Annotated in this window: 22 protein-coding genes and 5 pseudogenes; 8 read left to right on the top strand and 19 right to left on the bottom strand. The window is 35.6% G+C overall.

The window, feature by feature from the left end:
* Positions 1–22 precede the first annotated feature (22 nt).
* The 3 genes and pseudogenes from OM966_RS01390 to OM966_RS01380 all read left to right on the top strand — a co-directional run.
* Entirely contained in the window at positions 23–919 is an 897-nt protein-coding gene (locus OM966_RS01390; protein WP_264328549.1) for an Rpn family recombination-promoting nuclease/putative transposase, read from the top strand.
* 20 nt (positions 920–939) lie between these two features.
* On the top strand, positions 940–1461 hold the full coding sequence (locus OM966_RS01385) for a pyrimidine dimer DNA glycosylase/endonuclease V (protein ID WP_264328548.1): 522 nt from the start codon (positions 940–942) through the stop codon (positions 1459–1461).
* A 20-nt stretch (positions 1462–1481) separates the two neighbouring features.
* A pseudogene (locus OM966_RS01380) lies at positions 1482–1670 on the top strand (Rpn family recombination-promoting nuclease/putative transposase); the annotation flags it as partial.
* Between the two features lie 8 nt (positions 1671–1678).
* Here the strand turns inward: OM966_RS01380 and OM966_RS01375 are convergent.
* Positions 1679–2463: pseudogene (locus tag OM966_RS01375) on the bottom strand (IS5 family transposase).
* A gap of 338 nt (positions 2464–2801) precedes the next feature.
* Between OM966_RS01375 and OM966_RS01370 the strand changes: the two are divergent.
* From OM966_RS01370 to OM966_RS01355, 4 genes are all read left to right on the top strand, one after another.
* Complete coding sequence (locus OM966_RS01370; protein WP_065095361.1) at positions 2802–4193, top strand: hypothetical protein; 1392 nt, start codon at positions 2802–2804, stop codon at positions 4191–4193.
* An 8-nt stretch (positions 4194–4201) separates the two neighbouring features.
* Complete coding sequence (locus tag OM966_RS01365; protein ID WP_264328547.1) at positions 4202–6295, top strand: hypothetical protein; 2094 nt, start codon at positions 4202–4204, stop codon at positions 6293–6295.
* Positions 6296–7284: 989 nt separating this feature from the next.
* Positions 7285–8082 (top strand): hypothetical protein, encoded by a 798-nt coding sequence (locus OM966_RS01360; protein WP_264328546.1) that lies wholly within the window; start codon positions 7285–7287, stop codon positions 8080–8082.
* A 368-nt stretch (positions 8083–8450) separates the two neighbouring features.
* Positions 8451–11546 carry an ankyrin repeat domain-containing protein gene (locus tag OM966_RS01355; RefSeq protein WP_264328545.1) on the top strand — a complete coding sequence of 1032 codons (3096 nt, stop codon included), beginning with the start codon at positions 8451–8453 and terminating at the stop codon, positions 11544–11546.
* Positions 11547–11606: 60 nt separating this feature from the next.
* Here OM966_RS01355 and OM966_RS01350 read toward each other — a convergent pair whose 3' ends face one another.
* The 8 genes and pseudogenes from OM966_RS01350 to OM966_RS01315 form a co-directional block, all read right to left on the bottom strand.
* Positions 11607–12293 (bottom strand): hypothetical protein, encoded by a 687-nt coding sequence (locus tag OM966_RS01350; protein WP_264328544.1) that lies wholly within the window; start codon positions 12291–12293, stop codon positions 11607–11609.
* A gap of 31 nt (positions 12294–12324) precedes the next feature.
* Positions 12325–13816: pseudogene (locus OM966_RS01345) on the bottom strand (recombinase family protein).
* A 2-nt stretch (positions 13817–13818) separates the two neighbouring features.
* Positions 13819–14250 carry a DUF2924 domain-containing protein gene (locus OM966_RS01340; RefSeq protein WP_264328543.1) on the bottom strand — a complete coding sequence of 144 codons (432 nt, stop codon included), beginning with the start codon at positions 14248–14250 and terminating at the stop codon, positions 13819–13821.
* Positions 14251–14278: 28 nt separating this feature from the next.
* Positions 14279–14743, bottom strand: coding sequence for an ankyrin repeat domain-containing protein (locus tag OM966_RS01335; RefSeq protein ID WP_264328542.1), 465 nt, complete (start codon positions 14741–14743; stop codon positions 14279–14281).
* 33 nt (positions 14744–14776) lie between these two features.
* Positions 14777–15504: pseudogene (locus OM966_RS01330) on the bottom strand (ankyrin repeat domain-containing protein).
* 184 nt (positions 15505–15688) lie between these two features.
* Entirely contained in the window at positions 15689–16849 is a 1161-nt protein-coding gene (locus tag OM966_RS01325) for a phage tail protein (RefSeq protein ID WP_264328541.1), read from the bottom strand.
* Complete coding sequence (locus OM966_RS01320; protein ID WP_065095511.1) at positions 16849–17643, bottom strand: baseplate assembly protein; 795 nt, start codon at positions 17641–17643, stop codon at positions 16849–16851. The genes OM966_RS01325 and OM966_RS01320 overlap by 1 nt, the downstream gene beginning before the upstream one ends.
* 2 nt (positions 17644–17645) lie before the next feature.
* Positions 17646–17981, bottom strand: coding sequence for a GPW/gp25 family protein (locus OM966_RS01315; protein ID WP_065095512.1), 336 nt, complete (start codon positions 17979–17981; stop codon positions 17646–17648).
* A 273-nt stretch (positions 17982–18254) separates the two neighbouring features.
* Between OM966_RS01315 and OM966_RS07475 the strand changes: the two are divergent.
* Positions 18255–19182, top strand: a pseudogene (locus tag OM966_RS07475) (IS110 family RNA-guided transposase).
* Here OM966_RS07475 and OM966_RS01300 read toward each other — a convergent pair.
* From OM966_RS01300 to OM966_RS01255, 10 genes are all read right to left on the bottom strand, one after another.
* Positions 19138–19395, bottom strand: a complete 258-nt coding sequence (locus tag OM966_RS01300) for a PAAR domain-containing protein (protein WP_264328539.1) — start codon at positions 19393–19395, stop codon at positions 19138–19140. The pseudogene OM966_RS07475 and the gene OM966_RS01300 overlap by 45 nt on opposite strands.
* Positions 19396–19400: 5 nt before the next feature.
* A complete protein-coding gene (locus OM966_RS01295) occupies positions 19401–19865 on the bottom strand; it encodes a phage baseplate assembly protein V (protein ID WP_264328538.1) in 465 nt (154 codons plus the stop codon).
* On the bottom strand, positions 19852–20325 hold the full coding sequence (locus OM966_RS01290) for a hypothetical protein (protein ID WP_264328537.1): 474 nt from the start codon (positions 20323–20325) through the stop codon (positions 19852–19854). Before OM966_RS01290 ends, OM966_RS01295 begins: the two co-directional genes overlap by 14 nt.
* Positions 20322–20822, bottom strand: a complete 501-nt coding sequence (locus OM966_RS01285) for a phage tail protein (protein ID WP_264328536.1) — start codon at positions 20820–20822, stop codon at positions 20322–20324. Before OM966_RS01285 ends, OM966_RS01290 begins: the two co-directional genes overlap by 4 nt.
* A 1-nt stretch (position 20823) precedes the next feature.
* Positions 20824–21129: a head-tail joining protein gene (locus OM966_RS01280; protein ID WP_264328535.1), complete on the bottom strand. Its 306-nt coding sequence runs from the start codon at positions 21127–21129 to the stop codon at positions 20824–20826.
* Between the two features lie 96 nt (positions 21130–21225).
* Complete coding sequence (locus OM966_RS01275) at positions 21226–22230, bottom strand: major capsid protein (RefSeq protein ID WP_264328534.1); 1005 nt, start codon at positions 22228–22230, stop codon at positions 21226–21228.
* 43 nt (positions 22231–22273) lie between these two features.
* A complete protein-coding gene (locus OM966_RS01270; RefSeq protein ID WP_264328533.1) occupies positions 22274–22648 on the bottom strand; it encodes a head decoration protein in 375 nt (124 codons plus the stop codon).
* 67 nt (positions 22649–22715) lie between these two features.
* Complete coding sequence (locus tag OM966_RS01265; protein WP_264328577.1) at positions 22716–23750, bottom strand: S49 family peptidase; 1035 nt, start codon at positions 23748–23750, stop codon at positions 22716–22718.
* Positions 23750–25147 carry a phage portal protein gene (locus OM966_RS01260; RefSeq protein WP_264328532.1) on the bottom strand — a complete coding sequence of 466 codons (1398 nt, stop codon included), beginning with the start codon at positions 25145–25147 and terminating at the stop codon, positions 23750–23752. The genes OM966_RS01265 and OM966_RS01260 overlap by 1 nt, the downstream gene beginning before the upstream one ends.
* Positions 25147–26178, bottom strand: coding sequence for a PDDEXK nuclease domain-containing protein (locus OM966_RS01255; RefSeq protein WP_264328531.1), 1032 nt, complete (start codon positions 26176–26178; stop codon positions 25147–25149). The genes OM966_RS01260 and OM966_RS01255 overlap by 1 nt, the downstream gene beginning before the upstream one ends.
* Between the last annotated feature and the right edge of the window lie 6 nt (positions 26179–26184).

Here is a 26184-nt window from a genome sequence, read left to right as displayed (position 1 = left end):
ATGTTTTCTAGGTTAACCCGTCATGGCTCTTTCGAAGTTTCTCGATCCAAAAAATGATATATCGTTCAAGCGCATCTTTGGCACTGAAAAAAATAAAGATATCCTTATTCACTTTCTTAATGATATTCTTGGCTTCACTGGCAAAAGTGCAATACAGGATATAGAGTTTTTAAGTACTATTCAAGACCCTGATATTGCTTCTAAAAAACAAAGCATTGTTGATGTTCTTTGTAGGGATGAAAATGGGCTGCAAGTCATAGTCGAAATGCAGGTCGCTAAAACTAAGGGCTTTGAAAAACGTGCTCAATACTATGCTGCTAAAGCCTATTCAAGACAGGCTGACAAAGGCGATCAATATCATGACCTTAAGGAAATTATCTTTATTGCTATAGCAGATTGTATTTTATTTCCTGATAAGTCTGAGTATAAATCAAAGCACACTATTCGCGATGAAGACACTAATGAACACGATCTTAAAGATTTTTATTTTATATTTATTGAGTTGCCTAAATTTCCAAAAACCAAAGAAGATCAGCTTTCAAGTATAGTTGAAAAATGGGTCTACTTCTTTAGATATGCAGATGAAACTAGTGAAGAAGAGCTAGAGAGAATAATAGGAAGTGATCTAATAATTAAAAGAGCGTATGAAGAATTAAATAGATTTAACTGGTCAGAAAAAGAATTCATTGCCTATGAACAAGAAATCAAGCGTATTCGTGATGAACAGGCTGTCCTTGCTCAAAAACTCGATGATGCTACTGAAAAAGGTAGAGAAGAAGGCATCCTTATCGGACATGAAAAAGGCAGAAAAGCAGAGAAAATTGAGGTCGCAAAGAATCTACTAAAAGCAGGTGTTTCTATTGATATTATAGCTCAAACTACTGGTCTTACAGTTAACGAAGTCAAAGACTTAATCTGATTTTATCTTTTGACACCTAGATGAACATCTTTGTACTAGATGAAAACCCAGTAATTGCAGCACGAATGTTATGCGATAAGCACATAGTGAAAATGCCATTAGAAACTGCTCAATTACTTAGTAGTGTTTTTTCAATCGCATTAAAAGCGCCAAATCCTTTTGTCATTATCACAAACCAAAATATAGAAGTTCCATATAAACTTACTCACAAAAACCACCCTTGTTCTCTATGGGCTAGACACTCAAAAGGAAACTTTAATTGGTTGATAGGATATGGAAAAGAATTATGTAAAGAGTACACCTGGCGATATAAAAGAACGCATAAATCTGAAGAAGTTATAGATTGGTGTGATAATAATAAGGATTTGCTAATTTTTCAATCAGCTGATATACAAGCTTTTACACAAGCGTTACCTGATCGATATAAATGTAGTAATCCAATAGAAGCCTATAGAGAGTATTACTTAAAAGAAAAGATGAAGTTTGCCAAGTGGGAAAAAGGCAGAGAAGCACCAGATTGGTTGCTAGACAGAATGCTATAGTCTGATCAGTCATAAATAGAGAAGCTATCCAAATCGGCCATGAAAAAGGCAGGGAGGAAGGCATCCAAATTGGGGAAGAGCAAGGTAGAAAAGAAAGAGAAATTGAAGTTGCAAAAAACCTACTTAAAGCAGGTGTATCTGTTGAATTAATAGCTGAGTCTACCGGTCTTCCTAAAGCTGAAATTTCAAAACCTAAGGAAAAAGCCTAAGAGCCTGTTCATAATCTTTTCAGAAGTAAGGCAGTGAAAGCCAGAACGACCATTTGTAGGCTAGTATTGAGTTTTCGCTCACAATTTTTCCACAATCTTCTACATTTTTCTAACCAAGCAAAAGATCGCTCCACAACCCATCTTTTGGGCAATACAACAAAGGAATGTAATTCATTTCTTTTTATCACTTCAACGGTTGCACCAATAATCGTTTTTATTTGAGTTGCAAAATTCTCTCCAGTATAGCCTGCATCAACCAGTACATTTTTAACTCCCGAGAGGTTTTCTTTTGCATTTTCGACCATTCTCACAGCACTGCTACGGTCAGTTATCTCTGCTGTTGTTATATAAATTGCATGCTTGCGTATCTACTTCAATATGGCGTTTTATTCCTGAAATCTTTTTGCCTGCATCATAGCCTTTTTCTTCAGCAGTATCTGCATTTTTTACACTCTGTGCATCAATTATGCAGAAGCTGGTTTTTTCTTTCCGACCATTGTTTTGTCGGACCACGCCAACTATTTTTTTTTAACACCAGCTCCAGAACACTTTCTTTATCTGCATCTGGTTTTTCACTCCACTTCTTAAAATAGTCGTAACAATTGCGCCATTTTGGAAACTCTTTTGGTAGCATTCTCCACTGACAACCACTTTTCAGAACGTATAACACTCCACAAAATACATCATACAAATCAAGTTTTCTTGGTTTTGTTTTTTTTCTACAGGACTCTAGATCTGGTAACATAATCTCAAATCTTTCCCGACTTATATCACTTGGGTATAAACTCCTCATATATCCTAACTTATATACATTATCTCTTAGTTTATTCCTTTCTTGAGATCATGTACAGGTTCTAAGTACTGTAACTCCCTTAGAGCTCTTTTCAACTTATTATACTTCTTTATCCATTAGTCTAATATATTAAAGCCTACATCTAACTCTTCCGCTATTCTCGCTATGGCCTATTTGATTTTCTCACTAATTCTACGCATCAGTTAAGCGCAAAATAGATGATATTTAAATATAAAAAATATTTTTCATAAAATTTTTCTTGTCCTTGATAATTTTAGTGTTGCTATTTGATTCTAACTTTTGCATAATGCAGTAAATATTTCTATATGGAGGATACAATGCCAAGATGGACAGATCGCCATGCTACAATACTTAAGAAATTGCAGAATATCATTAAACATCCAGATTCTAATATTGCTGCCGGAAGGCGTTTAGCTATTGAAAAATGGGTAAAAACCTACACTAGAGAGGTAGAATATCTAAAAGATGATGAATTACAGTTCTTATATAACGTATTTCGTGATGAGAATTGTTGGTCAAGTGCAAGGTTAAACACTGCTACTCTAGGAAGAATGTTAACTGAAGAAGAAATAGATGAAGTAAAGAATCCACTTTGCAGATACAATATGGCTTGTAGGTACTGTATGACAGATAAAATTCATCCACTATTTCAGAAGCAACTTGAGTCTTACAAAAGTGGCTTCTCTTCCGAAGAAGTAGATGATAATGGCAGGCCTGCAACTAACAACCGCAAATATGTCAGAAATGAATTGTTAAATGCTATGAATAGTGAAGATCCTGTACTTAGCTTTTGGATTGATAAAAAATCTGGAGAATTTAAAAAGCATGATAATGCAGTAGAGGGTTTTAATAAAGCTGTGGAATTCAAGTGGAGTGAAGGAGTAGAATACTTCTATCGTCGTATAAATCAGGAAGGAAAGGAAAAGATTGATAACCTGATGGTTAAAGCTGTTGCTAATTTATCTGCTATTCAAGCTAACCATAATGTTGCTACCGTTTTAGATTTTCTTCTGCATGAAATAATCACTGATCCAATAAAGCATAAATTATTACTTGAGTTATCAAATAAAGGCAAAGGAGTTATGTATCAACCTCTTAACACATTAATACAGTGCGGGTTCGTTGATACAGTTCAATATGTAGTAAAGCACTTGTCTCAGGAAAAAGTTTTAGTGTCTGAGGAGAAGAAAATACTTTCACATTGTGGTTACGCGTTTCTCCTTTCCTCGCTTTCAAATTTGATGTTAGAAGATCCTGAAATAGATATTCAAATTAAGGCAAGAATGATTATTGTGAATCTTTGGAAATGCGATCTTTTTGATGAGCATAAAAAAGCTGTGGTTAAATTTTCCAAGAACATAGATCCGATAACAGATGTGCTTGCAGGGTTAATTGTTGATTGGCAACGTGATAATAGCAGTAGTAACGTTGTAAAGAAGCGTGAAATACTGGAAATTTTGCAATTTGTCAAAGATTTTTGTTCAGATAAGGATTTTAAATTATTTAAAGATGGTATCACTAATGATCTAAAAACGGTTTATGTGTCAGGTATGAAAGATGGCATCGACTATAGCAAGTTAGCAGAGGGGTTATTTTCTCAGCTAGGGAAGTCTGTGCATTTGTCTCCTGAAGGTAGTGGTTTCAGTGATCCACAGACCGTGTTAGAAAGTGCTGGTGTTAGTGGTGTGGCTAGTCGTAGTTATAATTAGGAGTGTTTATGCGAAATAATGATGAAGATACTGAATTAATTCAAGATTTGTTAAATGGAGATTGTGATGAGCTAAATAGAAAAGTTGGACTTTTTTTAGACCAGTGTCCATCTTTTTTACACTCGGTTGGTAGGAGTCGTTTTTTTCCTGCATTCTTCTTCGGTATGTTTGCTACTGCATTTGATTCTGGTATTATAGATTTTGACCCTGATATTGCAAATGGTGAAAGAATTTACTTTCGTTTTGATAATTATGATAATGGGAAAGGAAATCTAAAAATTGCTGTTCTAACTAATGACGTAGATGAAGATGGCATGAGAATAGTAAGATGCTACACTATTGCTGATAATGAGAACAGTCCTGGATCAAGATTCAGTGAAGAAGAAAGGCTATGGATAGAAGAAAATCAGCTACAGCACTTACAGGAAGATCTGGCTTGGGAAGAATATAAAATATTTCAGCGGGGAGAAGAGTGTGTATTTTTTCCTCAAGGAAGAGATTTTAATGGAAATCATGCATCTCCCATCGATAATTTTAGAGAAATTGCTCCAATCATGCAGCAAGGCAACTTATTAGATCGAGCAAATGGGTTAGCAAATAATAACAGTCAAGAAGTAAGAAGAGACATTAGAAGAATTTTACAATACATCGTCAATGTCTACGATGCATATCGCCAAGAATTGAATTTTGATAGTGAGTCTGACGATCATGGTTTTTTATCCGGATTTTTAGTAAATTTTAGGTACCGCGCTATGGCTGATATCTACCTAGAATTACTTATAGGAAGAGGATATGCAGATATTACTTTGCTTGTGCGTGGTCAGGAAAAATTAAATAATTCAGTTCCCATTATAATTGAGCTCAAAGCAGGTCAAGAACACGCTGGACAAGCGTTGGAACAAGCTAGGGGTTATGTTAGAAACTGTCCCATTTCATCTGTATCTGCTCATACTTCGTCAAGAAATGCTGTTTGTGTAGGGCTAAACTTTAACCATAATGCTCAACGTCTGCAGCTTGATGCAGAACACTTTTTAGAGCAAGAACCTTCTTTGATAAAAAGATTACTTAATCCTACTGAGAGAGAGGTTGCAAGAGATGTAGAAAACTATTTATTATATCCAGCCTCTTGCACACGTGCAGTACCTGGTTCTAGCCCATTTTCCTACACATCTAGGTTTGCGTTTGCAAGTATTGCATTTGAAAAAGGTACTGCTCGGATAGGGAGAGATTTGGTAAGAGTAACAAAATATCTATTCAATTACCATAATGATGATAGAATGCTAGGCCAGCAAGGACAAAGAATTGCAAGAATAAATGTTCGAGAGAGAGCTTTGACCATGGTTCTGTTTGCACTAAGTATTAACTCACTAGTTGTGCTTAACATCCGTCAAATATTGCGTCACCAATTTCCAGTAATGGCCTTAGATCTATTACGTCCACATTGGCAAGGTGCTAGAGTGCGTGAAGTATTGTGTGAAATGATTGATGATAATCCTCAAGTAAACGTTATTTTAACACCATTTCAGTCACCTGATGATTATTCAAGAAATTATCTTGGGCATTTCCAAGGTGATCTTTTACGAATAGGTGGTGTTGGACAAGTACACAGAGCTGCAAGTGTAATGATGAATACCGGCTGGCAAGATGTCAATAGGCATACGGAATTATTTCAGGAAATTTCTAATGTGTTGTTTCCGTTAAGGCAAGCATTGGTAACGAGTGAAGCTGAATTTCAAGCTGTATTACATGGGTTATTTTATACTCTTGGCAATCCTGCTAGAGTAATTATTGAGTTTCAATTAGAAAGAGGGGGAAGAATAGATCTAGTGTTGTCAAGATTTGTGGAAAGAGATGATACTCATCCAATTGGGATAGAGCTAAAATTTGCTAGAACTGCAGGGCAGATACGACAAAAAAGTGCAGAAGCGAATCGACAATTACAACGATATACACAATGTGGAGGATGCGAACGTATTACTGATGGAGATCAAATGGTTTTATCATATGCTGTATTCAATAACGGTGCGCGAGGACCAGATACTCTAATATCGGTTAGGGATGTTCTTAACGTAAGAGATAACTTAGGACAGTTTTATAGATGATCTTTTACCAATGGAAGTGCTCAGGGTTTGGATGTGCTTATAGTGAAACATACATATTAAGTCCAGAGAGTGTAGGTAAGGTTGAAGGGAGAAAAATAAGATTCTTGAAGAATAGGGCTTATTTTATATCTTCTTAAGCTAAAGCCAGCCTTATCAGGTCAAATAAATTTACTGACAAAAAAGATTTGCCTAATTTAGTATCTATTAGCAACTTGGTAGAAAGTGGTCACATAGGCAAAGTTGTAAGGCTAAGATAGGTTAAATATAATATAATTTGTCTAGTTTTTAGTACTTTATGCAAAAAGATGAAAAATTGAACAGGTATCTATTTTTACTATAGACTTGCCTCAATTTTTCTTTCTCATATCAAATGAATTAATATTAATCTAGTAATATATTTTACTAAAAATTTAAATAAAACAACTATTTCCAGTGGTTAAAATCAAGGAACGTGAGAAGAAGTTTTTTTGGGATGAGTTGGACTACCAAATGATACGTGTGAACTTTTCTTTATAGTAATTCTGCTATATCATAAAAGCAGCTATATTAGCCTACTTTTACCATATTTACATACGAACCAATTTACTTGGCTTTGTTGCAATAATTTTGCGCTTTTATTTTCACAACCCTATTTTTACGTAACGCGTTCTCACAAAGGTAGGTACTTTTTACGATTTTTGGAAAAAGTCAATAATTAGATTTTTTGTGGTGCTAATTGGCTTACATTTTTATCGAAAATATTTTTTTAAAAAGTGGTTGACTTATGAAAACCCCACATTACAATTAAAACTGGGTTTTTGTTATATTGGGGGGTAGTATACAAACGCCTAACTTTGCTATGTAAACTTCAAAACATTGCATTAGGTGTCGTTTCATATGTTTACAAGCTCAAGATAAGCTAAAAGGATTTTATATATAAATCCATCACCAGGCTTATCTGATTCAGGAAATTATATAGTACTTTTTTGGTTGGTTTGTGAGGTGGTACAATGAAAAGTGTGTTTAATAGAACTAATACACCTTCTTTTATAGCTGGTACCGTTGCTTCTCTTATATTGCTTACATCTGGAGTTTTTACTGTAGCTCCTTATGTTGCGTTTTTAGCTCCAATCGCAGCTTTAGGTGTAGCTCTTCCCGTTATTTTGACTTTATTTGTACTTTCTGCGGTAGTAATTGCACTTTCATACAAAATAATTAGTCAGAATAAAAGGTTTGATGTCAAAGAAATAGAACTTAATGAAAAAAATAGACTAGCTAAAGAGCAAGAGAACACAATAAAAAACTTGGAAACTAAAATCAAAGAGCTAGATGAAGCAAAGCAAAAATTAGAGGTTCAATTATCTGCAAAAGGTTTAGAGCTAACTAATATAAAACAAGAATTAGAAAACTTGAAAAATGAACAAGCTCAAAAAAATGATAGTGGTTACTACAGTGACACCAATACTCCAACTACTTCTTCAGGCAGCCTTTCACCTGAATCTATTCTTAATGGATCTGTAGAACATCTAGAACCATATAAAGAGAATCAGAAAAGGCAAACAGAGGCTACACTAGAAGATCAAAGCCCAAAACAGAGGCTGATTAGGGTAGACAAGAAATTTATACACGAGGACTCTGACTCGATGTCTTCAGAAGAGGATAATGAGAAAACAACTATACTTATGCTGCTACCGCAAAACATTAAGCCCTGTGTGGAAGCTCAAAAATTTGCAGAAAGTTATCGAGAGAAATTATATGCTCAACCTGCCAGTGATCGAAATATGCAGCCAACGTTTCTTATCAGGTAGTCAAGCCTGTAAAGTCCTGGCGGTAGCAATAATGATCAGCCATGTCCAAGTAGGAGTTAAAGTGAAGTACCACCAATATCGCGTAGCCAGTCACTGAACTCTCTGCATTCTGATGATAGTGATATTGAAGTAATTAGTAAATCGCAATGTCGTTAATCTAGCAGGCATAACTAATTAACAAACAGAAGCATAGTAGGCTCAGAGGTGTGCACATCAATGTCAGTGAAGTTTATGGTAGTAAAAAATAATAAAGTTGGAAAAATTATGCTTGCATTAGTTTTTTATATGTTATATGTAATGTCCTTAGTTATTTCATTATGGATTGACCGTTTTTCTAGTTATAAAATAAATAGTTTGAGGTGTGTGTTATGGAATATGAGCAGTGGTTAGGCATATTAACTTTAATAAATGCTGACAATGATTTAAATGAGAGCAATGCAATAAAAAAAATAGGAGAGAAGTTAGAAAAAGAAAATCCAGACACATATCAAGAGTGGCAGGATAATCAATGTGGCGTAAATTATACACTATTAGATGGTCAACTTACGTTGTTGCATATAGCTGCCGCAAATGGCCTTGCAAAGGTAACAGAGTTTCTAATAAAAAAGGGTGCTGACATTAATAAAGCAAATCAATACGGGTGGGCTCCATTACATTGTGCTGCTGCAGATGGTCGTACAGAAATAGTAAAAGCTCTCATAGAAAAAGGGGCAATTGTTAATGCAGCAGGAGAAGATAAGTGGACTCCATTACATCACGCTGCTGTAGAAGGCCATACAGAGATAGTAAAGGCCCTCATAGAAAAAGGAGCAAATGTTAGTGCAGTGAATCAAAACGGGTCCACTCCATTACACTTTGCTGCTGTAGGTGGCCACATAGAGATAGTAAAGGCCCTTATAGAAAAAGGGGCAATTGTTAATGCAGTGGGAGAAGATAACTATACTCCATTGTACCTTGCAGTTGAAAATGGCCACACAGAAGTAATAAAGGCCCTCATAGAAAAAGGGGCAGATGTTAATGCAGTAAATCAAAACGGTTGGACTCCATTACACTTTGCTGCTGTAGGTGGCCACATAGAGATAGTAAAGGCCCTCATAGAAAAAGGGGCAAATGTTAATGCAGTGGACATTATGGGATATACTTCATTACATTTTGCTGCTAAAAATGGCCACACAGAAGTAATAAAGGCCCTCATAGAAAAAGGGGCAAATGTTGAAGTAGTGGATATAAATGGACATAGATATACTCCATTACACTTTGCTGCTCAAATGGGTTATACAGAGATAGTAAATGTACTCATAGAAAACGGGGCAAATGTTAACGTGTTGAGTGAATCTGATAAGGTGACTCCATTATACCTTGCTGTTCAAAATGGTCATGCAGAAACAGTTAGGGCTTTAATGAAAAAAGGGGCAAATCCTTTATTGGAAAATAAAAGTTATAGAACTCTCAAGCGTTTAACTGAATTAATCAAAAATAATCATCTTCCGAAAAAAGCAGAGAAAACAACAACAGGGGAGCAAGTGGATGATGAATATGAATTGCTTAAATATTCATTGCTGTTTCGTAATGGTTGTCCATTAATTGATAATGTTAGAAGAGATGCATTTGATAATTTATTATGTACGTGGTTTGCTGACGTATCTGGTTTAACACAAGAGCAAAAGGAGTTGAATAAAAAATTGTTAAGTATTCTTAAAGATCTTTCATATTTGAGTGATCGTGATGAAAATATTTTACGTAATTTTTTACGAGAGAATAAAGATGATGACGATCTAGAATACATCCTTAATCTTCCAAGAGGAGAATCTGGGTTAACAATATTGCATGTAATATCAAGTATGGATGGTAAGTTAGCAGAAAAATATGTGAATTTACTCTTAGAGGCTGGAGCTGATCCTAATAAAAAGGACGATAGAGGAAAAACACCATTACATTATGCTTCGTATAATAATATAGGGTCTCTCATAAAAGCAGGGGCTGATCCTAATGTGCAGGATAGTGAGAAGAGAACGCCTTTGCATTGTGCTGCTGGTATTGGTGATGAGAAAAGTGTAAATATTTTCCTAGAGCATGGAGCTGACTCCAGTAAAAAGGATAAACAGGAAAAAACTCCGCTACAAGTTGCAACTGATAATCATAACTACCATGTTGAAAGGCACTTTTTAACTGACAATCAAAAAAGATTGTGCACAGAGCTTGGTCGTATTGTTGATGCAGAAGACTTTTTCACAGACTTTACTGAACTAAAAGGGTTTTTGAGTAAATACAAGAGTACTCAAGATCTTAAAAGGATTTTGAACCTTCGTGATTGTCAAGGAAAATCAGAAATTCTTCTAAATCTCAGAATCGTTTTTTATTCAAGACATTTTCGTGATTGTGAAGCTCCTTATGAAGAAGCAAAAAGACTACTGTTAGAAGCGGGAGCGATTAACTATGAAAGATTAGATAGAAAAGAATATTTTCCTGAATCTGGAACTCTATGGGATAATTTAATATTAAACCAGCAAAAGAAATTGAAATGGTTTTTACATGAAGTAGATAGAGCTCAAGACATGAACCAGCTAGAACAAGTAGTAACCGAAGCTATAGAGTCTGGAGTAAGATTTAATTTTCTTATTCATCCAGGTGAAATGATGTACCAAGATACATATAATTTTACAGATTATGTAATGAAAAAAATTAGTGCGTTAAAAAAGAGTTCTAAAGTTGAAAATGATATAGAAGTTGCTAGTGGTATAGTATGTAAATTGGTATCAAAAGGAGCGGTGTTGCATAACTTAAGTAGTATAGATGTAATCAATACGCTGGAGTCAGAATTTAAAGATCACAAAACTAATATGAAAAAAGCTCATGAAGAATATGTCAAGAATACTTTAGAGTTTATGGAAATTGTTAAAAGTGCAGCTAATGGTAAAGTAAAAAATGCAAAAATAGATAACTCTACTTTTTACTTAGAATATTCTGAGAACAGCAAAATAGATGTTGCGAAGATTACAGATGGGGCAAGGGATTTAGGGCTAACTCAAGGAGAAATAGAATACGGAAGAGATATAATAAAGATCGGTAAAAGTGAGATAGAAATTATAACGGAAAATGGGATAAGGAATTACACAGACTTTGCAGACAATAGTGATATAGTATTAACTTTCTCTACTAGTTTAGGAGAATTAGAGGTTAGATTATATCCTGATATGCGAAATAAAGACCTAATAAGGGTAGAGGTGAACAATCAAGGTCTGCTGGAGCGATTAAAAAATTGTGACGAAAAAATAGGCAAGAATTGCTTACTTGGCGGGTTACCAGTTAATCAAGCCATAGAGCAAGGGTTTTTTGTCAGGTCTGAGAAATTGGTGCGTTCTGAAACAATGAGTCAATCTAATGGAAAAACAGAAGAGAGTTGGTGTGAAAAAATAAGCAAAGCCTCAAACTCAGAACAAACAACAAGCCGTGCTATGAGATAAAATGGATGGTGCTATCAGGTTAATGGCTTAAGAGATATTCTAAAGAAGTTATCTTGATGTTTATGGTCTTTCAAGCATACCACTAGCTTTAAGATTTTGTAGATCCAGTTGTTCTACGTTCTCCACTTTCTCGAGTTTGGTGTTGGGATTCAGAGCACTGTACAACGCATAACTCACACAAGCTAATCCAATAATTCCCCCAATCACCGCTATAACGTGCATTTCCATGATACACAACGCAACACTACTCACCAGTAACGCTGTACCAACAACACCAGCCAGGATTGCTTGTCTTTGCTGCGTTGTTTTTGTTGATGATTTCTCTTCCACAGCATCACATGGCTTTATTTCATTTAAAGGAAGGTCATTGGAGGCATTGGACGTCTCTGTTGGAGCATCTTGAGCCTTTTCGCTGGTTTCACATGTAGGCTGAAGACCTTCACTACTTTTATTGACATCTTCGCATAATTTGGTATCAGTTTCTGTAGCTTTATCAATTGCGTGAGTAGCATCTTTATTTATTACACTATATTTACGTACTTCATGCACTTCCTTACTATATTCTTTATCCGGTATAGTTGTAGCTTTTACAACCTGCTGCTCTATTCTCTCATTAAGAACGTCTTCTGAAAGTTTCTCTCCATCTACACTACTAGAAACATTTTGATCTTGTATTGCAGTTTCTTTTGAACTCTTCCTATTTTTAAATTTTTTAGCAATACCTTTCAATAGCTTTGGCGTTTTCATAGTTTTTCTCCTCTTGTTGCTTTTATAAACGTTACGACACTAATTCATAAAATTTCTTTAACTGCTCACTCCACAGCATCGTTATCTCCCTCAAATCAACTAACCTCAAATTACTTGGCTGTCTCCCATTTACTATGTCTTCTTTAATCCTCGGAGCTAAATAATTTAACCTTAAAATTTGTTGTATGCGTCTTGTACCTATATTAATTTTAATGCTCAGCTCTTTCACACTTGCGTATTTTCCTGCCTCTAATTGCCGTTTCCACAGATGGGCTCTTACCACTGCTTTGAGTAGCACATTATTTGTTTTTCCTTCTGGTTCTACTACTGTACATTTATTTCCTTTCTTTTTTAACCACATCGATATAAATTCTACCTTATCTTCTGAACTCACCTCTATTCCATCTTCTTTTACCATTACTCCCTTTATTAACTTTTTTACCACTTCTTTCTGTTTTCCAAAACTTAAATTTTTCCACTCTTCCGCTTTTTCTCCCCATTTTTCATATAAATCTTCTGCTCTCTTCATCGCTTCTTTTTCTACTTCTCCTGCTACTACTGTTCGGTTTATTGATTCACAATTTTTTCCTCTTAAATGATTGTTGCATACGTAATATCGATATCTCTTATTCTCCTTTTTTGCATATGTCAGCGTCATGTTTACTTCACAGCTCTTGCACTTAATTATTCCCTTTAGCAGCGCTTCCTCGTATTTCGCCTTTCTATATGGTTGATTCTTTATCAATTCCTGCGCTTTTTGCCACTTTTCCTCTTCTATTATTGCTTCATGCTTTCCCTCATACTCTTTCTCATAATGCCTTATTTTTCCCATATATATTGGATTTGTTATTATTCTTCTCACCGTCGCTTTCTTAAAGATATCTGATTTCGTACGGTAACCTTGACTATTTAACTCCCTTGCCAACTCTGCCATTGATTTTAGCTCCAAATATCTTTCAAATATGTGCCCTACTATTTTCGCTTCTTTTTCATTTATTATTAATTCTTTATCTTTTACATCATATCCAAGCGGCAAAGTTCCCCCCATCCACAATCCCTGCTCCTTTGATGTTGCTATTTTATTTTTTACTCTCTCAACTATCATCTCTCTTTCTAGTTGTGCTGCTCCTGATAACACTGTTTGTACAAACTTTCCCATTGGCGTATTATTGTCAAATATCTGCGTTACTGCTATAAAGTTTACTCGGTGCCTTCTAAAAAATGACGTTACTTCGATGCTGTCTTTTGTTTCCCTTGAGAGCCTGTCTAGATGTATATACTACTACACAATCTACTTCTCCTGCCTTTACATCTTCAAATAATTCCTTTATTGCTGGTCTTTCTAAATTCTTTCCTGAGAAACCTCCATCATCGTACCTTTTGGCCAATGCTACCCAGCCTTCTCTGCTCTTTATGTACTTTTCACATGCTACTCGCTGGGCATCAAGACTGTTAAACTTTTGTTCTAGACCGTCTTCATTTGATTTTCTCGTATATATCGCACATCTTACTTCTTTTAGCATTTTCAACTTCCATTTTTATCACGCATCCCAAATAATAAAGGTCCGTTGTAGCTCATTCCCATTATTTTTCCGGCTACTGCTGACAATGATGTGAAAAATTCTTCTCTGTAGATTAAACCCTTATCTGTTACCATTACCGCATGCGTTTCCTCACCTCTCTCTAGTATTAATTCTGTACCTTCTACTGGTAATTTATCGCTACTTATTCTTTTTCCCTTCTCTATCCGATCTGCCAGATACTCTAGTCTTTTTGTCCCCTTTCTTGACATTTCTCCATACGCTTTTTCCTGCATTCTATAAGCTAATCTTGGTATCAGATATTTCTTTGAGTATCTAGGCACTTCTTCTCCATATACCTTCTTCCATATTTTTCTCAGCTCATCCAAAGGTTTTCTCTCTAAATTCATTACTTTCTTTTCTGTTTCTTCCTCCATATTTTCAGCCTCTCATAGAAGGTTCTATTTATTCAAATAACTTTTCAATTCTGTCCGTTTCTTTCTTCAATACTTCAGTTACTTCTTTACTATTTTTTGCATAATCTATTGCTGTCATCCCACATTCATCCTCTTGTTCTATTTCTCCTCCAGCTTTTACCAGCTCCTCCACTATTTCTTTTTCACCTACCATGCACGCAAGGTGTAGAGGTATGCATTTATTTCCATATTCCTCAGCATTTACGTCTGCTCCTGATTTTATCAATTCCCTCACGATTTCTAGACGTTTCTCCGTTACCGCTAGGTGCAGTGCTGTGTATCCTTTCACATCTGCTGCATTCACATTCGCTCCTTTTTCGACTAATAACTCCACTGTTTTTACCTCTACTGCATAATGTAGAGCTGTTCTTCCATTCTCGTCTCTTTCATAAATATTTTTACATGAGTTCTCTAATAATTCTTTTGCTGACTTCTCTTTCTCTTTTTTACTCATAATTTACCTCACCTTTTCTTTAAATTTAAACCCCTAAGCCTTCCTTCTCACCACCTCATCTATCATTTCATTCACTTGGCTCATTATCTTGCTCGCTAAATTTTTACACTCTTCCCTTATTAGCCCCTTATCTCTCTTTCTTATTTCTTCTATCTCTATTATTTTTAACTCAGGTAAATAGCTCCTATCCAACATATCTGCTATTTCTCCCACTAGACCCTCTATTCCATAGCACGTCAGTTTTCTACTTTTTGTTATTCCACCTTGCTTTCCCAGAAATTTCCTCGCCTTTTCATTCTCTCCATGTATCCCATAGGCCATACCTTTCACTCTCCCATATATAATACATTGGTGTTGCACCATATTTATCCAGTTGATTAACTGCAGCTCCCGCTTTTACTAGCTCTTTTATTATTGCAATTCCTGCCCCTAGCCTAGCATGCAGAGTGCAGTGGCGTACATCCGTTGATATATTTAGTGGCATTTATTTCTCCTCCTCCCCTGATCAGCACTTTTACATTTTCTAAACTTCTCGCAAATACTGCGCAGTGCAGTGGTGTATAACCCTTTTTATCTCTTGCATTGATGTCCGCTCCTTTTGTTATTAATAACTTCACTGTTTTGCAATCGGAGATTTCTACTGCATGGTGCAATACTGTTTCCCCTTTTTCATCTTTTTCATTAATATTCTTAAACGAGTTCTCTAATAATTCATAAAATGACTTATTAAAAGCTTCTCTCTTTTCCTTGCTAAACCTCATTACATACCTCACTATAAAAACATACGCCAATTTCGCTCTCTTTAGTGCAAGATCAATTTTTTTTGTTTACTTGCTACTATTTAAGTTATGTGCGTTTTGGCATGAAAAAGCAAGTCTTTTTCTGTTTATTTCATACACTTTAACCTATTATTAATATAATATATGAGGATATAAATATAAGTACTTAACTTATTATAGATATTACTTGGCTATTTTTCCAACTTCTGTGCAAATGTCGATGTTCGTGCCATGTTAGTACACCTGGGTAAAACACTAAAATGTAATTTTCTAACTCCTGTATTGCATCCTTTTGCTTTGAATCCAATTCGTTTTCAAAATGAATGTAGTGTTCTGCTACGCTAAATCTTATTATTTTGGGGGTAGAGAAATTCTTTACTTGATAGTGGTGAACGGCAAAAAATCTTTCTAAAATTGGCTTGTATTTTAAATTCCACAGTTCTTCAGATAGTTTGCTACTTCCCAATACAAATTTATTTCCTCTTTCTTCTACTCTACTAACTGGAAAGCACGCATTTATGTCTCCTAAATCCCAACTATCCGATAATATAACTTGCGCTTTCGCAAACTTAATTGCCGGTAATAAGCTCTGTGGTAGCGGATATAGCGCTTTGAAGTTATACCACACATGATTTCTTTCATAAATACCGTTATAATTCTTTGTGTGAGGTTCGGTTTCTCCAAGGATTGCTACATCCAACCGATATATATCATTGCTTAAAGCTCGTTCATAATGATCGCGTAGATAGTTTTCTACAATCCTAATAACTGGACCATGAGACATGAAAAAATTTACTCTTCCAAATGATAACACTGGGCCATCTTTTTCTATTTTTACCCCCGAATAGTCAGAAAGAAGATCTCCAAATAAACTCTCATCCAATATAAATCTCTGCGCATTATAATAATCGTTAAAAATCCTCATTAGTCTCGATCTTGCAGGTAGTGATAGTTTTGCTAATTCTACTACTGCATCAACAAAGAAATCATTTGGTACGTCTCTTATCCCTACCTGCAACTCAAAAAAGTGTTTACCGGGTGGCTCTTCAATAATTGTAATATCTTCTATATTTGCCCATTTGAGCGCTATTTTGAGTGATGCTGGGGTTCCTCTTAAACGCTGAAATTTTACTCCTTCTACTATAGCTCTTCTTTTATTTTTTACCCAACGCAGTATCTCTTCTAAACCATATTCTTCTATTATCCACTGCAGTATTTCATCTTTAAGACTAAATTTAAATTCCTTGATGCAACTTGGATTAACTTTGTAGTCGATTGCTTCTACTAGCGCTTTTTCTTGTTTGTTTGCATTTGGTGGCAGTAACATTACTCAACCTTTAAATTTCTCAAACTTGCACACTCATTACCTAGCACCACAACATCCTCTTTTGGCTCGATTAATTCCACGTTTTCTACACCATCTACAAATAAATTCGCTATTATCCAAGATTTTGTAACGTTCCATCCCAACCTTTTACTTGCTTCAAACTTCTTAATAAACTGCTTCTTGATTTCTTCCTCTGATGTTATATAATTCGTGCTGATTCTGCTGTGGATATCTATTTCCATAATATTGCAGCCAATTACTGTTACTGTATCGGTTAAAACTCTTATATCATCTCTAGTAACCTGCTTTTTTACAATTTCAAGTAGCTCTTCTAACGCCATGCCAGTTGTGGATAATTGTGTTGATAAAATCGAGATCTGTACTTTCCCTGGTATAGGTGATTCTACTAGCGCATCCTTTACTCTTCTATCTGCCGAAAGTGCATGATAACGATAATATTCTTTGCTTCCTCCTGTTGACCACCCCTTTATTTTTGCTTTGATTCTTTTTCTAAATCGTTCGTCATCTTCTTCTTTCTGCCTCTCTACTCCATAAAACTCAGCCAAATTATCAAGATCTTCTCCTGTCGCAAATTTAAGTAAATTACTCTTTACTGCTTCATTTATTCTTTCTCTAAGCAAAAGTTCTCTCCATGCTGCTACCTCCAGAATCTTTATCGCTGGATCACTTTCAACTAATGCTGTAAAACTTTCATCTCTACGCACTAACTCTTCCTTCATTCTCGAAAAGATTTCCTCAAAGTTCAGTGGTTCGATAATATTTGGCTGCTGCATTTTTAAACAACTACTCCATTAATATTTATGAACTTACCTTCTGAAAGATAGACACCTTCTAAATTCAATGTTACTCTCCCTTCTTTTACTCCTTCAACTTTTACTTTTTCTAACTTAAATCTCTTTTCCCATTTTTCCAAAGCTTCTGCAGTTGCTGCATATATCTCAAGTGTTAAATCTCTATTTATTGGCTTATCCACCAATTCAAATAATCTTGAGCCATAATCTCTCCTCATTATTCTACTGTTAATAGGAGTAGTTAATATATCAATTATTGATTGTTTCAGATGTTCTATTCCCTCTAATTCTTTACCTGTTTTAGCGTCCATTCCTTTCATTTTTCGACTATTTTAATTTTTTTATTTTGAAAACACACTTTGATTTTTACTTACTATTTGAAAACTACAGGATTGTATATTAAATCAAAGTCGCAAGACTATAATGAGCAAGGAGTGATACTGTCAATTGGATTGATTGATAGAAATCGTAGGCATCTCAGTACACTCCTAGCTTTAAAAAATGGAGTACGAACGGTAGGAGGATCTAAAAGATCGAATCACAATCCTGTACAGCATTTACATTATTATTTGATTATATTTATAGGTACAAAAATGGCTAGAACAGTTTTTGTGGGTATTGATGTTTCAAAAGAAACACTTGATATCTCAATCAACAATAAACATCAGCGTATAGAAAATGCAGAGAGAGCTATATCTGAGTTTATAAAGTCGAAAATGGCTAACGTATTTGTTAAGTTATGTGTAGTAGAATCCACAGGAGGTTATGAGAAACTTGTAATAAAATTGTTACAAGAACATAACATAGCTGTTCACAGAGCTCACCCAAATCGGGTATGCATTTGCAAAAGCCTGCAACCACTTTGCAAAAACAGATAAATTAGATGCAAAATTACTAGAAAAATATGCTGAATTTATCACAAAAAATGACGAAGTAATAGAATACATAGTTTCACAAAAGCAAGAAGAACTAAAAGAGCTAAGAGCAGTTGAGCGCAATCTAAACGATGAAGTTCATGCAAATAAGTGTCGTTTGCATAAGGTTACAGGAAAAGCCAGGGAATATATAGAAAAACAGATAGAATTTGCAAAAAAACAATTAGAGCAAATTAGGCAAGACATAGAAGATATAATAAACTCTGATCCTGATTTGAAGGAAAAAAGCAAACTGCTAACTAGCTATAAAGGTGTTGGACGGAAAACCGCAAGTATCCTACTCATAGAGGTACCTGAACTTGGTAGGTTAGATAATAAGGAAATAGCTTGTCTAGTTGGAGTTGCACCAAAAACTAGTGAAAGCGGAAGGAAAGTGAGCAAGGCCCAAGTCATAGGTGGCAGATTTTATGCTCGAAAAGCATTATACATGTCTGCTGTGGTTGCAATGCGTCATAATAAAAAAATGAAAGTATTTTACCAGCGTTTAGTTGACTCTGGCAAAGTCGCTTTAGTTGCTGTAATGAGAAAAATCATCATTTGTTTAAATGCTATGATAAAAAACAATAATTTTTATCTTGATGTTTAAGACGGTAGATGCCACATCACCTGTTCTCGCTACACCAATACCATTTACAAATACGTTGTTTGATCCTTGCGTTAGTGTTTCCCCAATACTCAAGATATCACCCTTACGACAAGCAGGTCTACCATTAACAAATACATCTTCACTCCCGCTCACACAGACATGAATCGGCATACCTGTACAATGATCTCCTATGCAAACAACTGCTTTACTCATATATATCAATTTAAATCTACTCTTCTTGCTTTTAATTTAATACTATCTTTTGTCATTTCTATACTCGATTCCCCAGCCTTCAGTGTTATTTTGTCCACTACTTCAATCTCTAAATGATGCTTCCCTTTATCATATGTAAACTTTGTCCCATCCTGAAATTTTACACTATTTATTTCCTTTTTATTCTCTGGTGCAGCATACTTCTGTTGATATATTCCAGCTAGTACTACTCCTAATGATAACTCTCCCAATGGTGACAATATTACTACCTGTTCATTTATGCTTGGTGGTAGCCAGCTTCTTTCCTCTCCTGCTCTAGAAGTTATCCATGGAAGAAAATCTGTTAAAAGTTCACCTATTTTTACTCTTACTTTTGCTTTTTCATAATCTATTTCTTTTACAACTCCTATACGAATGATATTCGCTACTTTTCTATTTAGCTCTGAAATTGCAAAACTATGGTCTAACATGCACTTCACCTATATCAATAACATGTGGCATTATGCCAGTTGACCATACTGATTTACCCGCATGCACTTCATGAGTCCACTCTACTAACCACACTAAATATGCATCAAGCTCTGGCCTAAAATCATCTCCTCCTCCTGATATAAATTCTCCTGGCGAGACATTTTCCACATTCCAAGTATTTTTATTTACTACTTTTGCAACTTCGCTAGCTAAAGATCTGACAATAATAGCGGCATTTTCTATTGTGCTATCAATCACAATTCGTGCCTCAAATCTTGCTTTCAGCGCTAATTCTTCTGTTCCTGGATCATGTCCTTTTTCAAAGCCACTAAGTTCCACAAATACTGCCGGTGCTACTAATTCTTTCCTTATTGCTGGATATACTTCGCATGTTTGTATCGCAGAAATTTCTTTCTTCAGCGTGGTACAAATTTTATCATGTAAATCTTTCAAATTCATCCTTTATAGCTCAATTGACGTTCAAAAAATTTTGTAAAGACTTTCTCAACCTCATAATTAACAAGACTCCCTATTATCCTTGAAGCCTCTGGTTTCAGTGACAATTTAACTTCCTTTATTGGCAATGCTGCTCTTCCTTCACGTTTAAAAATACCGCTATTTCCTTTTGGCATAACTGCTGCAAATCCTCCTATAAATTGGTGCTTTCCTACTTTCGATCCCCTTCTTGTTTTTTGTATTTTACCAATTGTCGATGCTCTAATGTCATAGAGATTTGCTCTAATTAACACGTCTAATCTGCTAGTTTTCGCCTTAAAAATTCTTAATCTCTTTCTTATCAAACTTAATTTTATCTTCTTTTCCTCACTGATTTCCTTAGCTGCTTGCGCTTTTAACCATAGTGCCGTTTTGTTTAATGCCTTTACCGTTGCTAATTCTACTTTTCTTCTTTTAGCATTTACACTTTCTATTACCTCAACTTCTATATGAACAGACATTTTACACCCCAGACGCTTTTATTTTCCACGTTATTCCAGACTTGTCTCTAAGTGGCGGTGAGTGTACTTTATATCTTCGATCACCTATAACAAAAACATCTCCTACTATTGGCTTTAACACATCAAACGCACTTACTTCTAACGCTAAAGTTTCTTCCACAAATTGTCCTTCACCAATCTCGTATAATTTATCTGGCTGTTGCTTTAATACTTGTACCATGTACGCCTTATTTTTCGACTCATACAAAGCTACTTCTCCTAAATGGGCAAAACAATCTTCTAATAATCGCTTAATATTCTCTTGCATATTTCTTTTTGATATACTAACCTTTACATGCTAAGAAAGCGCATACCGGTAGAGTCTTTCTGTGCCTCACCAACTTGTAATTACTCTACCAGTATGTTAAGCTATAGCGACTTTTACTAATACGCCAGGTCTATGGCACATTGGCAATGGATTTGACTGCGTATGTAAATCTGTTCCTCTATCAAACCTCCTTGGTTCTTGTTTTGCATATAGTGGCTGTCCAAGAGTATTTACTGTCTCATTAAAATCTGCTGGTGCAAAATATGTTGTAAATGTACTTGCTGTTCCTAGTGGAAAACAGTGCCCTGTATCTTTCTCAATAAATCTTCTCACCGTTCCTTCAGGATCAGTTGCTTGTCCTCTGTATTCCTCAAATGTTATTCCACAAAACGTAAATCCTGATCTCATATCGTTCCTTAGCGCTGCTCCTTCTTGCCATCTTTCATATGCTTCTTTTACTTTAGCATGAGAAGTTAGTGCATCAAAAAACTCAGGGCTTACCAAGGCATGAACTCCTGTCATATATTCACCACTTAGATTATCTTCTATATGCCGGAGTACTTCCAGACACTTACGTTTTACATCTGTTGTTGCTGTTCCTAGTGCAAAATTTACTACTTTTGGTGTGATTTCAAATTCGTTGTACAGATTTAATAATTCACTGCCATCAGCATCTAAAATTATTCCTTTCAGCGCTCCCATCCGCAAATGTTCTAATGTTATCGCATGTTTGTTTCTCATTAGCTGCAAATGATCAGTTATTACATCTGCCAGCGCTTTAAGTTCACTCTCTGATCCAAATGCCCTTATTCCCTGTACTTCCTCTGGTAACACTACATCATCATGTGGAATATGTGGAATCGTAAATGTTCTTACCTTTCTTTTGCCACGTTTTCCTACTGTTGCTGGTGCTCCTGGAATTTGCGTTGGCAATAGGCTTAAAACTCCATTATGTTCTTCTATGGTAATATGTCTAAATCTTACTGACCTACTTGGAAATAAATTTAAATTTTCAACTCGTCCATAATTTATCGGCAATATATTCATCGCATTTGTTAGTGCCGTCATACTAAATGCTGGATTTGTAAATGGATTTTGCATTTTTTCTTTTCCCCCTTTGTGTTTTTTATTGTTTAATATAGCTTTAGGCCGCTTTACGGATAATGATTCCTCGTCCTTCAAGTTGCTTTATTGCTTCAGCTTTCTGTTCTTCAGTGATATTTGCTGGCCATACAACTGCATGATCCGCAAGAAGGGCAATACGAGTAATTATTATTGCTTTAGTATCTCCATCTTTGTTATTTACATCGCTTGTTATCACACCTATCGCTATTTGTGTGCCATCTGTTCCAGCTGGATTAAGTACCCTAATAAAACCATCGTCCGTCTTTTTGGCAACTACTGCACCAAGTTTGATATTTTGACCTTTAGCTACCGTTATTTGGTCTCTTGAATATAGACTTGATGCCTCATACTTTAATAAGTCACCTAGATTATTTTGTTCGATTATACAACTCATAAATTTCTCTCCTTAACTACTTACCGCCGCTTTTATCAATGCTATATACGGCGGTTATAAAAATACTTTAACTCCTACGACTTCTTGCTACCTGTATCATTAAATCTTCTCCTGAATTCTGTGGTATTGCACTCAGTATTTCTGTCTTCTTCGTTCGCTCTGCTAGCAGTTCCATTAAAACTTCCCTGGCTTGCTCAACACTTACGCTTTGCTCAATAAATTCTCCTATCTTTTCTGGCATCTTCGATAAATTACATAAACGTATTAATTCAAGAACTTCAGTACGATACTTGGTTAAATTATCAGTTTCTAGGTCATTTGTAGTTTGTTCATTCATAGTAATACTCCTGTTTTTATTAATAGATGAAAGAATTGTCATTCCGTCTGCAAGGCCTATTTCTACTGCTTTCTCCCCAAAATATAGCCCTGCCTCTGTTGATCGAATCTTTTCAATTGAAAGACCTCTGTTCCTTGCTATCAGCTGCACAAACATTTCATATAGTCGGTCTACTTCTTTTTGTAAGCTTCCCAGACTTTCAGACGTCATTGGCTCATGTGGGTTTAAATCATTCTTTCGACTACCAGCAAAGATTGTGGTGTACTTAATACCTTGCTTTTCATCAAATCTACTTTGATCTATATGACTTGCTATTACTCCAATACTGCCAACACCAGAAGTTCTGCTCACAAATACCTTCTCAGCGCTAGAAGCTATAGCATATGCAGCAGAGTATGCATCATCATTTGCTATCGCTATTATCCTCTTTTTTCCTCTTGATTCATAAATAAAGTCAGCTAGGTCAAATATACCGTTTACCTCTCCTCCGGGGCTATCTATTTCCAGCATAATTGTCTCTATGCTACTATCTGCTAATGCTTGTTTAATTTGTTCTTCTATTTGCTCATATGATGTCATCCCGAGCATTTCATCAAACGCACCTGGTTTTTTAGTCAAGATTCCATGTATTGCTATAATTGCAGTTCTTTCTACGCTACTTTTGATGGAGTGCTTTATGTTTTTAAACGTGGGATGTTTTTGATTGTTTAATGACAATAGCTCAAAACTCCTTGGTTCAAGCATTAATGGTTTTCCTAAGAGCATCATAATCCTTTACAATCAGAGTCAAACATTAAGTTGAGACTATTTGCACGCTTTTGATCTTCTGCTATTTCTTGATCAATTTCTTCTACATCATAACCCATTTCTGATACTACCTCTGATCGACTTTTGAAGCCATTTCTTACTGCCATTTGCTGCGATTGCTGGTCTTTCAGTGGATCCACCCAATCAAATCCCTGTGGTATCCATTTTACATCTTTAAATACTTGATTATCTGTTGTAGAAAGCTCTCCAGATAAAGTGGCAAGTTCTAGCCATCTACTCCATACTGGTCTGCAAAATTGGAATACCATAATGTTATGTTGCAGCATAGCGCATCTACGACGAAACTCTATTAATCCTGCTCTGATTGATGAATAATTAACACCAGTCAAATCTCCTGTTAGCTGCTCATATGTTATCCCTGTACCAATCGCTATTGCCCTCAGTTGCTGTCTCATGAATGCTTCATAACTTCCTCCAACATCTGATGGCTCCGAAAATTTTATGTCCTCTCCTGGGTCTAAAAGCTGCATTGTTCCTGGCTCTAAACCAGATAGTGCTACTCCTTGCTCATTACTTTCACCTTCTCCTAAAATATTTGCTTCAGGATCAAGTCTCGTAATAAACCCTGCAAACATTGCTGCAGTTTTCTTTCTCACCAGCTCTGCATCATCATATTGATCAAGCTCATAAAGTTTCAGAAGTATACTCGAAAGCCACGGCTCTCCTCTTATCTGGCCAGGTCTTAGTGGTCTATAGATATGTAAAACATCATTTGCTGGCACTCTCACTGATTCTCCAAACGTGCTTTCACCAGGGTGTTCTTTAAATAGGTAATATGCTTCTCTTTGCCCAAGTCTATTGAACTCAATCCCGTTTCTTATTACATTACCATTGGCTAGTGTTTGATTGCTCTTATTGTCCAAATGCTCTGATTCCAATACTTGAAGTTGCAATGGTACAGAAAATCCATCTTCGAGTTTACGATTTCGGAGGCGTACAAAACACTCTCCACCTTCTATCATACTTCTGCATACTAGAGCTTGTAATCCATAAAAATCACTTACTCCGTTACTGTCTGCTTCATCTGTCCATCTTAGCCATAATTCTTGCACCTTCTTTCGAAATTCTCCATCTCTTGCTTTTGATTGTGGTTTTATTCCTGTTCCAATAGAGTTACTTACTATCGTATCAATGATATTTGCTGCATATGGATTTTTTCTCACCATATCACGTGATCTACTACGTAAAGTTTCAAGGCTTTGAGACAGCAAATTGTTTATACTTCCTAACTCTGGTTGAAAGTGAAAAAATCTTCTTCCTGAGCCTGCTGCATCCCAAGCAGAACTTTTGATTTTTGGCTTACTAAATAGTTGTTTGAATGATTTGAGTAGCATTACTTTTCCTTATCTGAAATTTTCAATAATTCAGCTTCTAACTCTTCTATTGTTGGTAGCGCTGTTTTTATCTTTTCTGGTAGGCTTTCAGTAACTCGATATTCTGCAAGTCCTATTGGTTTTGTCATATCTTTTAGCGTGTATTTTGCTAATACATCATTTTTAGATTTACATAAAATCAACCCTATAGATGGTTGATCTGTCTCATGTTTTAGCAAGTCATCTACTGCTGAAAGGTAGAAATTCATTTTACCAGCATATTCTGGTTTAAACTTATTATCTTTCAATTCAATTACTATGAAACAACGTAACTTCAGATGGTAAAACAATAAATCAACAAAGAAGTCTTCATCACCAACATCTAAATGAAATTGTCTACCGACAAACGCAAAGCCTTCACCAAGTTCTAATAAAAACTTCTCCATGTGTCCTACAAGACCTTTTTCTACTTCTCTTTCATGAGCATCCTTTCCTATACTTAAAAAATCAAAAATATATGGATCTTTTAATGTGTAATGCGCTAGATCTGATTGAGGTGAAGGTAACTTCTCTTTAAAATTAGTGATAGCCTTCCCCTGACGCTTATGTAACCCAAGTTCAATCTGCATTACCATAATGTTACGTGACCAGCCATGTTCAATTGCTTCTTTTATATAAAACAACCTTGTTTCGTGACTCTCTATCTTTTCCAAAAGAGTAACATTGTGGTACCAAGTCAATTGTGCAAGAGGCTCCTGCACAAATTCAATATCAGAATACTCCTCAGCAAACTTACGCATATACTTCAAATTTCTAGGACTAAAACCTTTCATTTCTGGAAATGCGCTTCTCAAATCCTTACTGAGTTGATCAATGATCTTTGCACCCCAACCATGTTCTTTTTGGCGCTTTAAGATCTCTGTACCAATATGGTGGTAAAGCACAATAAGCTTGCTATTTACTGCTAATGCTGCTTTATAACGGCTAGTAGCAATCTGCTCTTTCAGCTGCTCTAAAAATTCTGTATATTCTTTTGCTATAATTTTTGTCATACGGTT

This window comes from Wolbachia endosymbiont (group A) of Andrena hattorfiana (assembly GCF_947179565.1).
GTDB lineage: Bacteria > Pseudomonadota > Alphaproteobacteria > Rickettsiales > Anaplasmataceae > Wolbachia.
This window is presented reverse-complemented; position numbering and strand designations above follow the sequence as displayed.

Bases quoted from the DNA above. Each gene is read 5' to 3' on its own strand.
- OM966_RS01320 (WP_065095511.1), bottom strand. From the start codon at position 17,643: ATGCAGCAGCCAAATATTATCGAACCACTGAACTTTGAGGAAATCTTT.
- OM966_RS01325 (WP_264328541.1), bottom strand. From the start codon at position 16,849: ATGTTACTGCCACCAAATGCAAACAAACAAGAAAAAGCGCTAGTAGAA.
- OM966_RS01295 (WP_264328538.1), bottom strand. From the start codon at position 19,865: ATGTTAGACCATAGTTTTGCAATTTCAGAGCTAAATAGAAAAGTAGCG.
- OM966_RS01270 (WP_264328533.1), bottom strand. From the start codon at position 22,648: ATGAGTTGTATAATCGAACAAAATAATCTAGGTGACTTATTAAAGTAT.
- OM966_RS01315 (WP_065095512.1), bottom strand. From the start codon at position 17,981: ATGAAAGGAATGGACGCTAAAACAGGTAAAGAATTAGAGGGAATAGAA.
- OM966_RS01300 (WP_264328539.1), bottom strand. From the start codon at position 19,395: ATGAGTAAAGCAGTTGTTTGCATAGGAGATCATTGTACAGGTATGCCG.
- OM966_RS01390 (WP_264328549.1), top strand. From the start codon at position 23: ATGGCTCTTTCGAAGTTTCTCGATCCAAAAAATGATATATCGTTCAAG.
- OM966_RS01355 (WP_264328545.1), top strand. From the start codon at position 8,451: ATGGAATATGAGCAGTGGTTAGGCATATTAACTTTAATAAATGCTGAC.
- OM966_RS01340 (WP_264328543.1), bottom strand. From the start codon at position 14,250: ATGGAGGAAGAAACAGAAAAGAAAGTAATGAATTTAGAGAGAAAACCT.
- OM966_RS01365 (WP_264328547.1), top strand. From the start codon at position 4,202: ATGCGAAATAATGATGAAGATACTGAATTAATTCAAGATTTGTTAAAT.
- OM966_RS01335 (WP_264328542.1), bottom strand. From the start codon at position 14,743: ATGAGTAAAAAAGAGAAAGAGAAGTCAGCAAAAGAATTATTAGAGAAC.
- OM966_RS01260 (WP_264328532.1), bottom strand. From the start codon at position 25,147: ATGCTACTCAAATCATTCAAACAACTATTTAGTAAGCCAAAAATCAAA.
- OM966_RS01370 (WP_065095361.1), top strand. From the start codon at position 2,802: ATGCCAAGATGGACAGATCGCCATGCTACAATACTTAAGAAATTGCAG.
- OM966_RS01255 (WP_264328531.1), bottom strand. From the start codon at position 26,178: ATGACAAAAATTATAGCAAAAGAATATACAGAATTTTTAGAGCAGCTG.
- OM966_RS01290 (WP_264328537.1), bottom strand. From the start codon at position 20,325: ATGAATTTGAAAGATTTACATGATAAAATTTGTACCACGCTGAAGAAA.
- OM966_RS01275 (WP_264328534.1), bottom strand. From the start codon at position 22,230: ATGCAAAATCCATTTACAAATCCAGCATTTAGTATGACGGCACTAACA.
- OM966_RS01360 (WP_264328546.1), top strand. From the start codon at position 7,285: ATGAAAAGTGTGTTTAATAGAACTAATACACCTTCTTTTATAGCTGGT.
- OM966_RS01385 (WP_264328548.1), top strand. From the start codon at position 940: ATGAACATCTTTGTACTAGATGAAAACCCAGTAATTGCAGCACGAATG.
- OM966_RS01280 (WP_264328535.1), bottom strand. From the start codon at position 21,129: ATGCAAGAGAATATTAAGCGATTATTAGAAGATTGTTTTGCCCATTTA.
- OM966_RS01265 (WP_264328577.1), bottom strand. From the start codon at position 23,750: ATGCTCTTAGGAAAACCATTAATGCTTGAACCAAGGAGTTTTGAGCTA.
- OM966_RS01350 (WP_264328544.1), bottom strand. From the start codon at position 12,293: ATGAAAACGCCAAAGCTATTGAAAGGTATTGCTAAAAAATTTAAAAAT.
- OM966_RS01285 (WP_264328536.1), bottom strand. From the start codon at position 20,822: ATGTCTGTTCATATAGAAGTTGAGGTAATAGAAAGTGTAAATGCTAAA.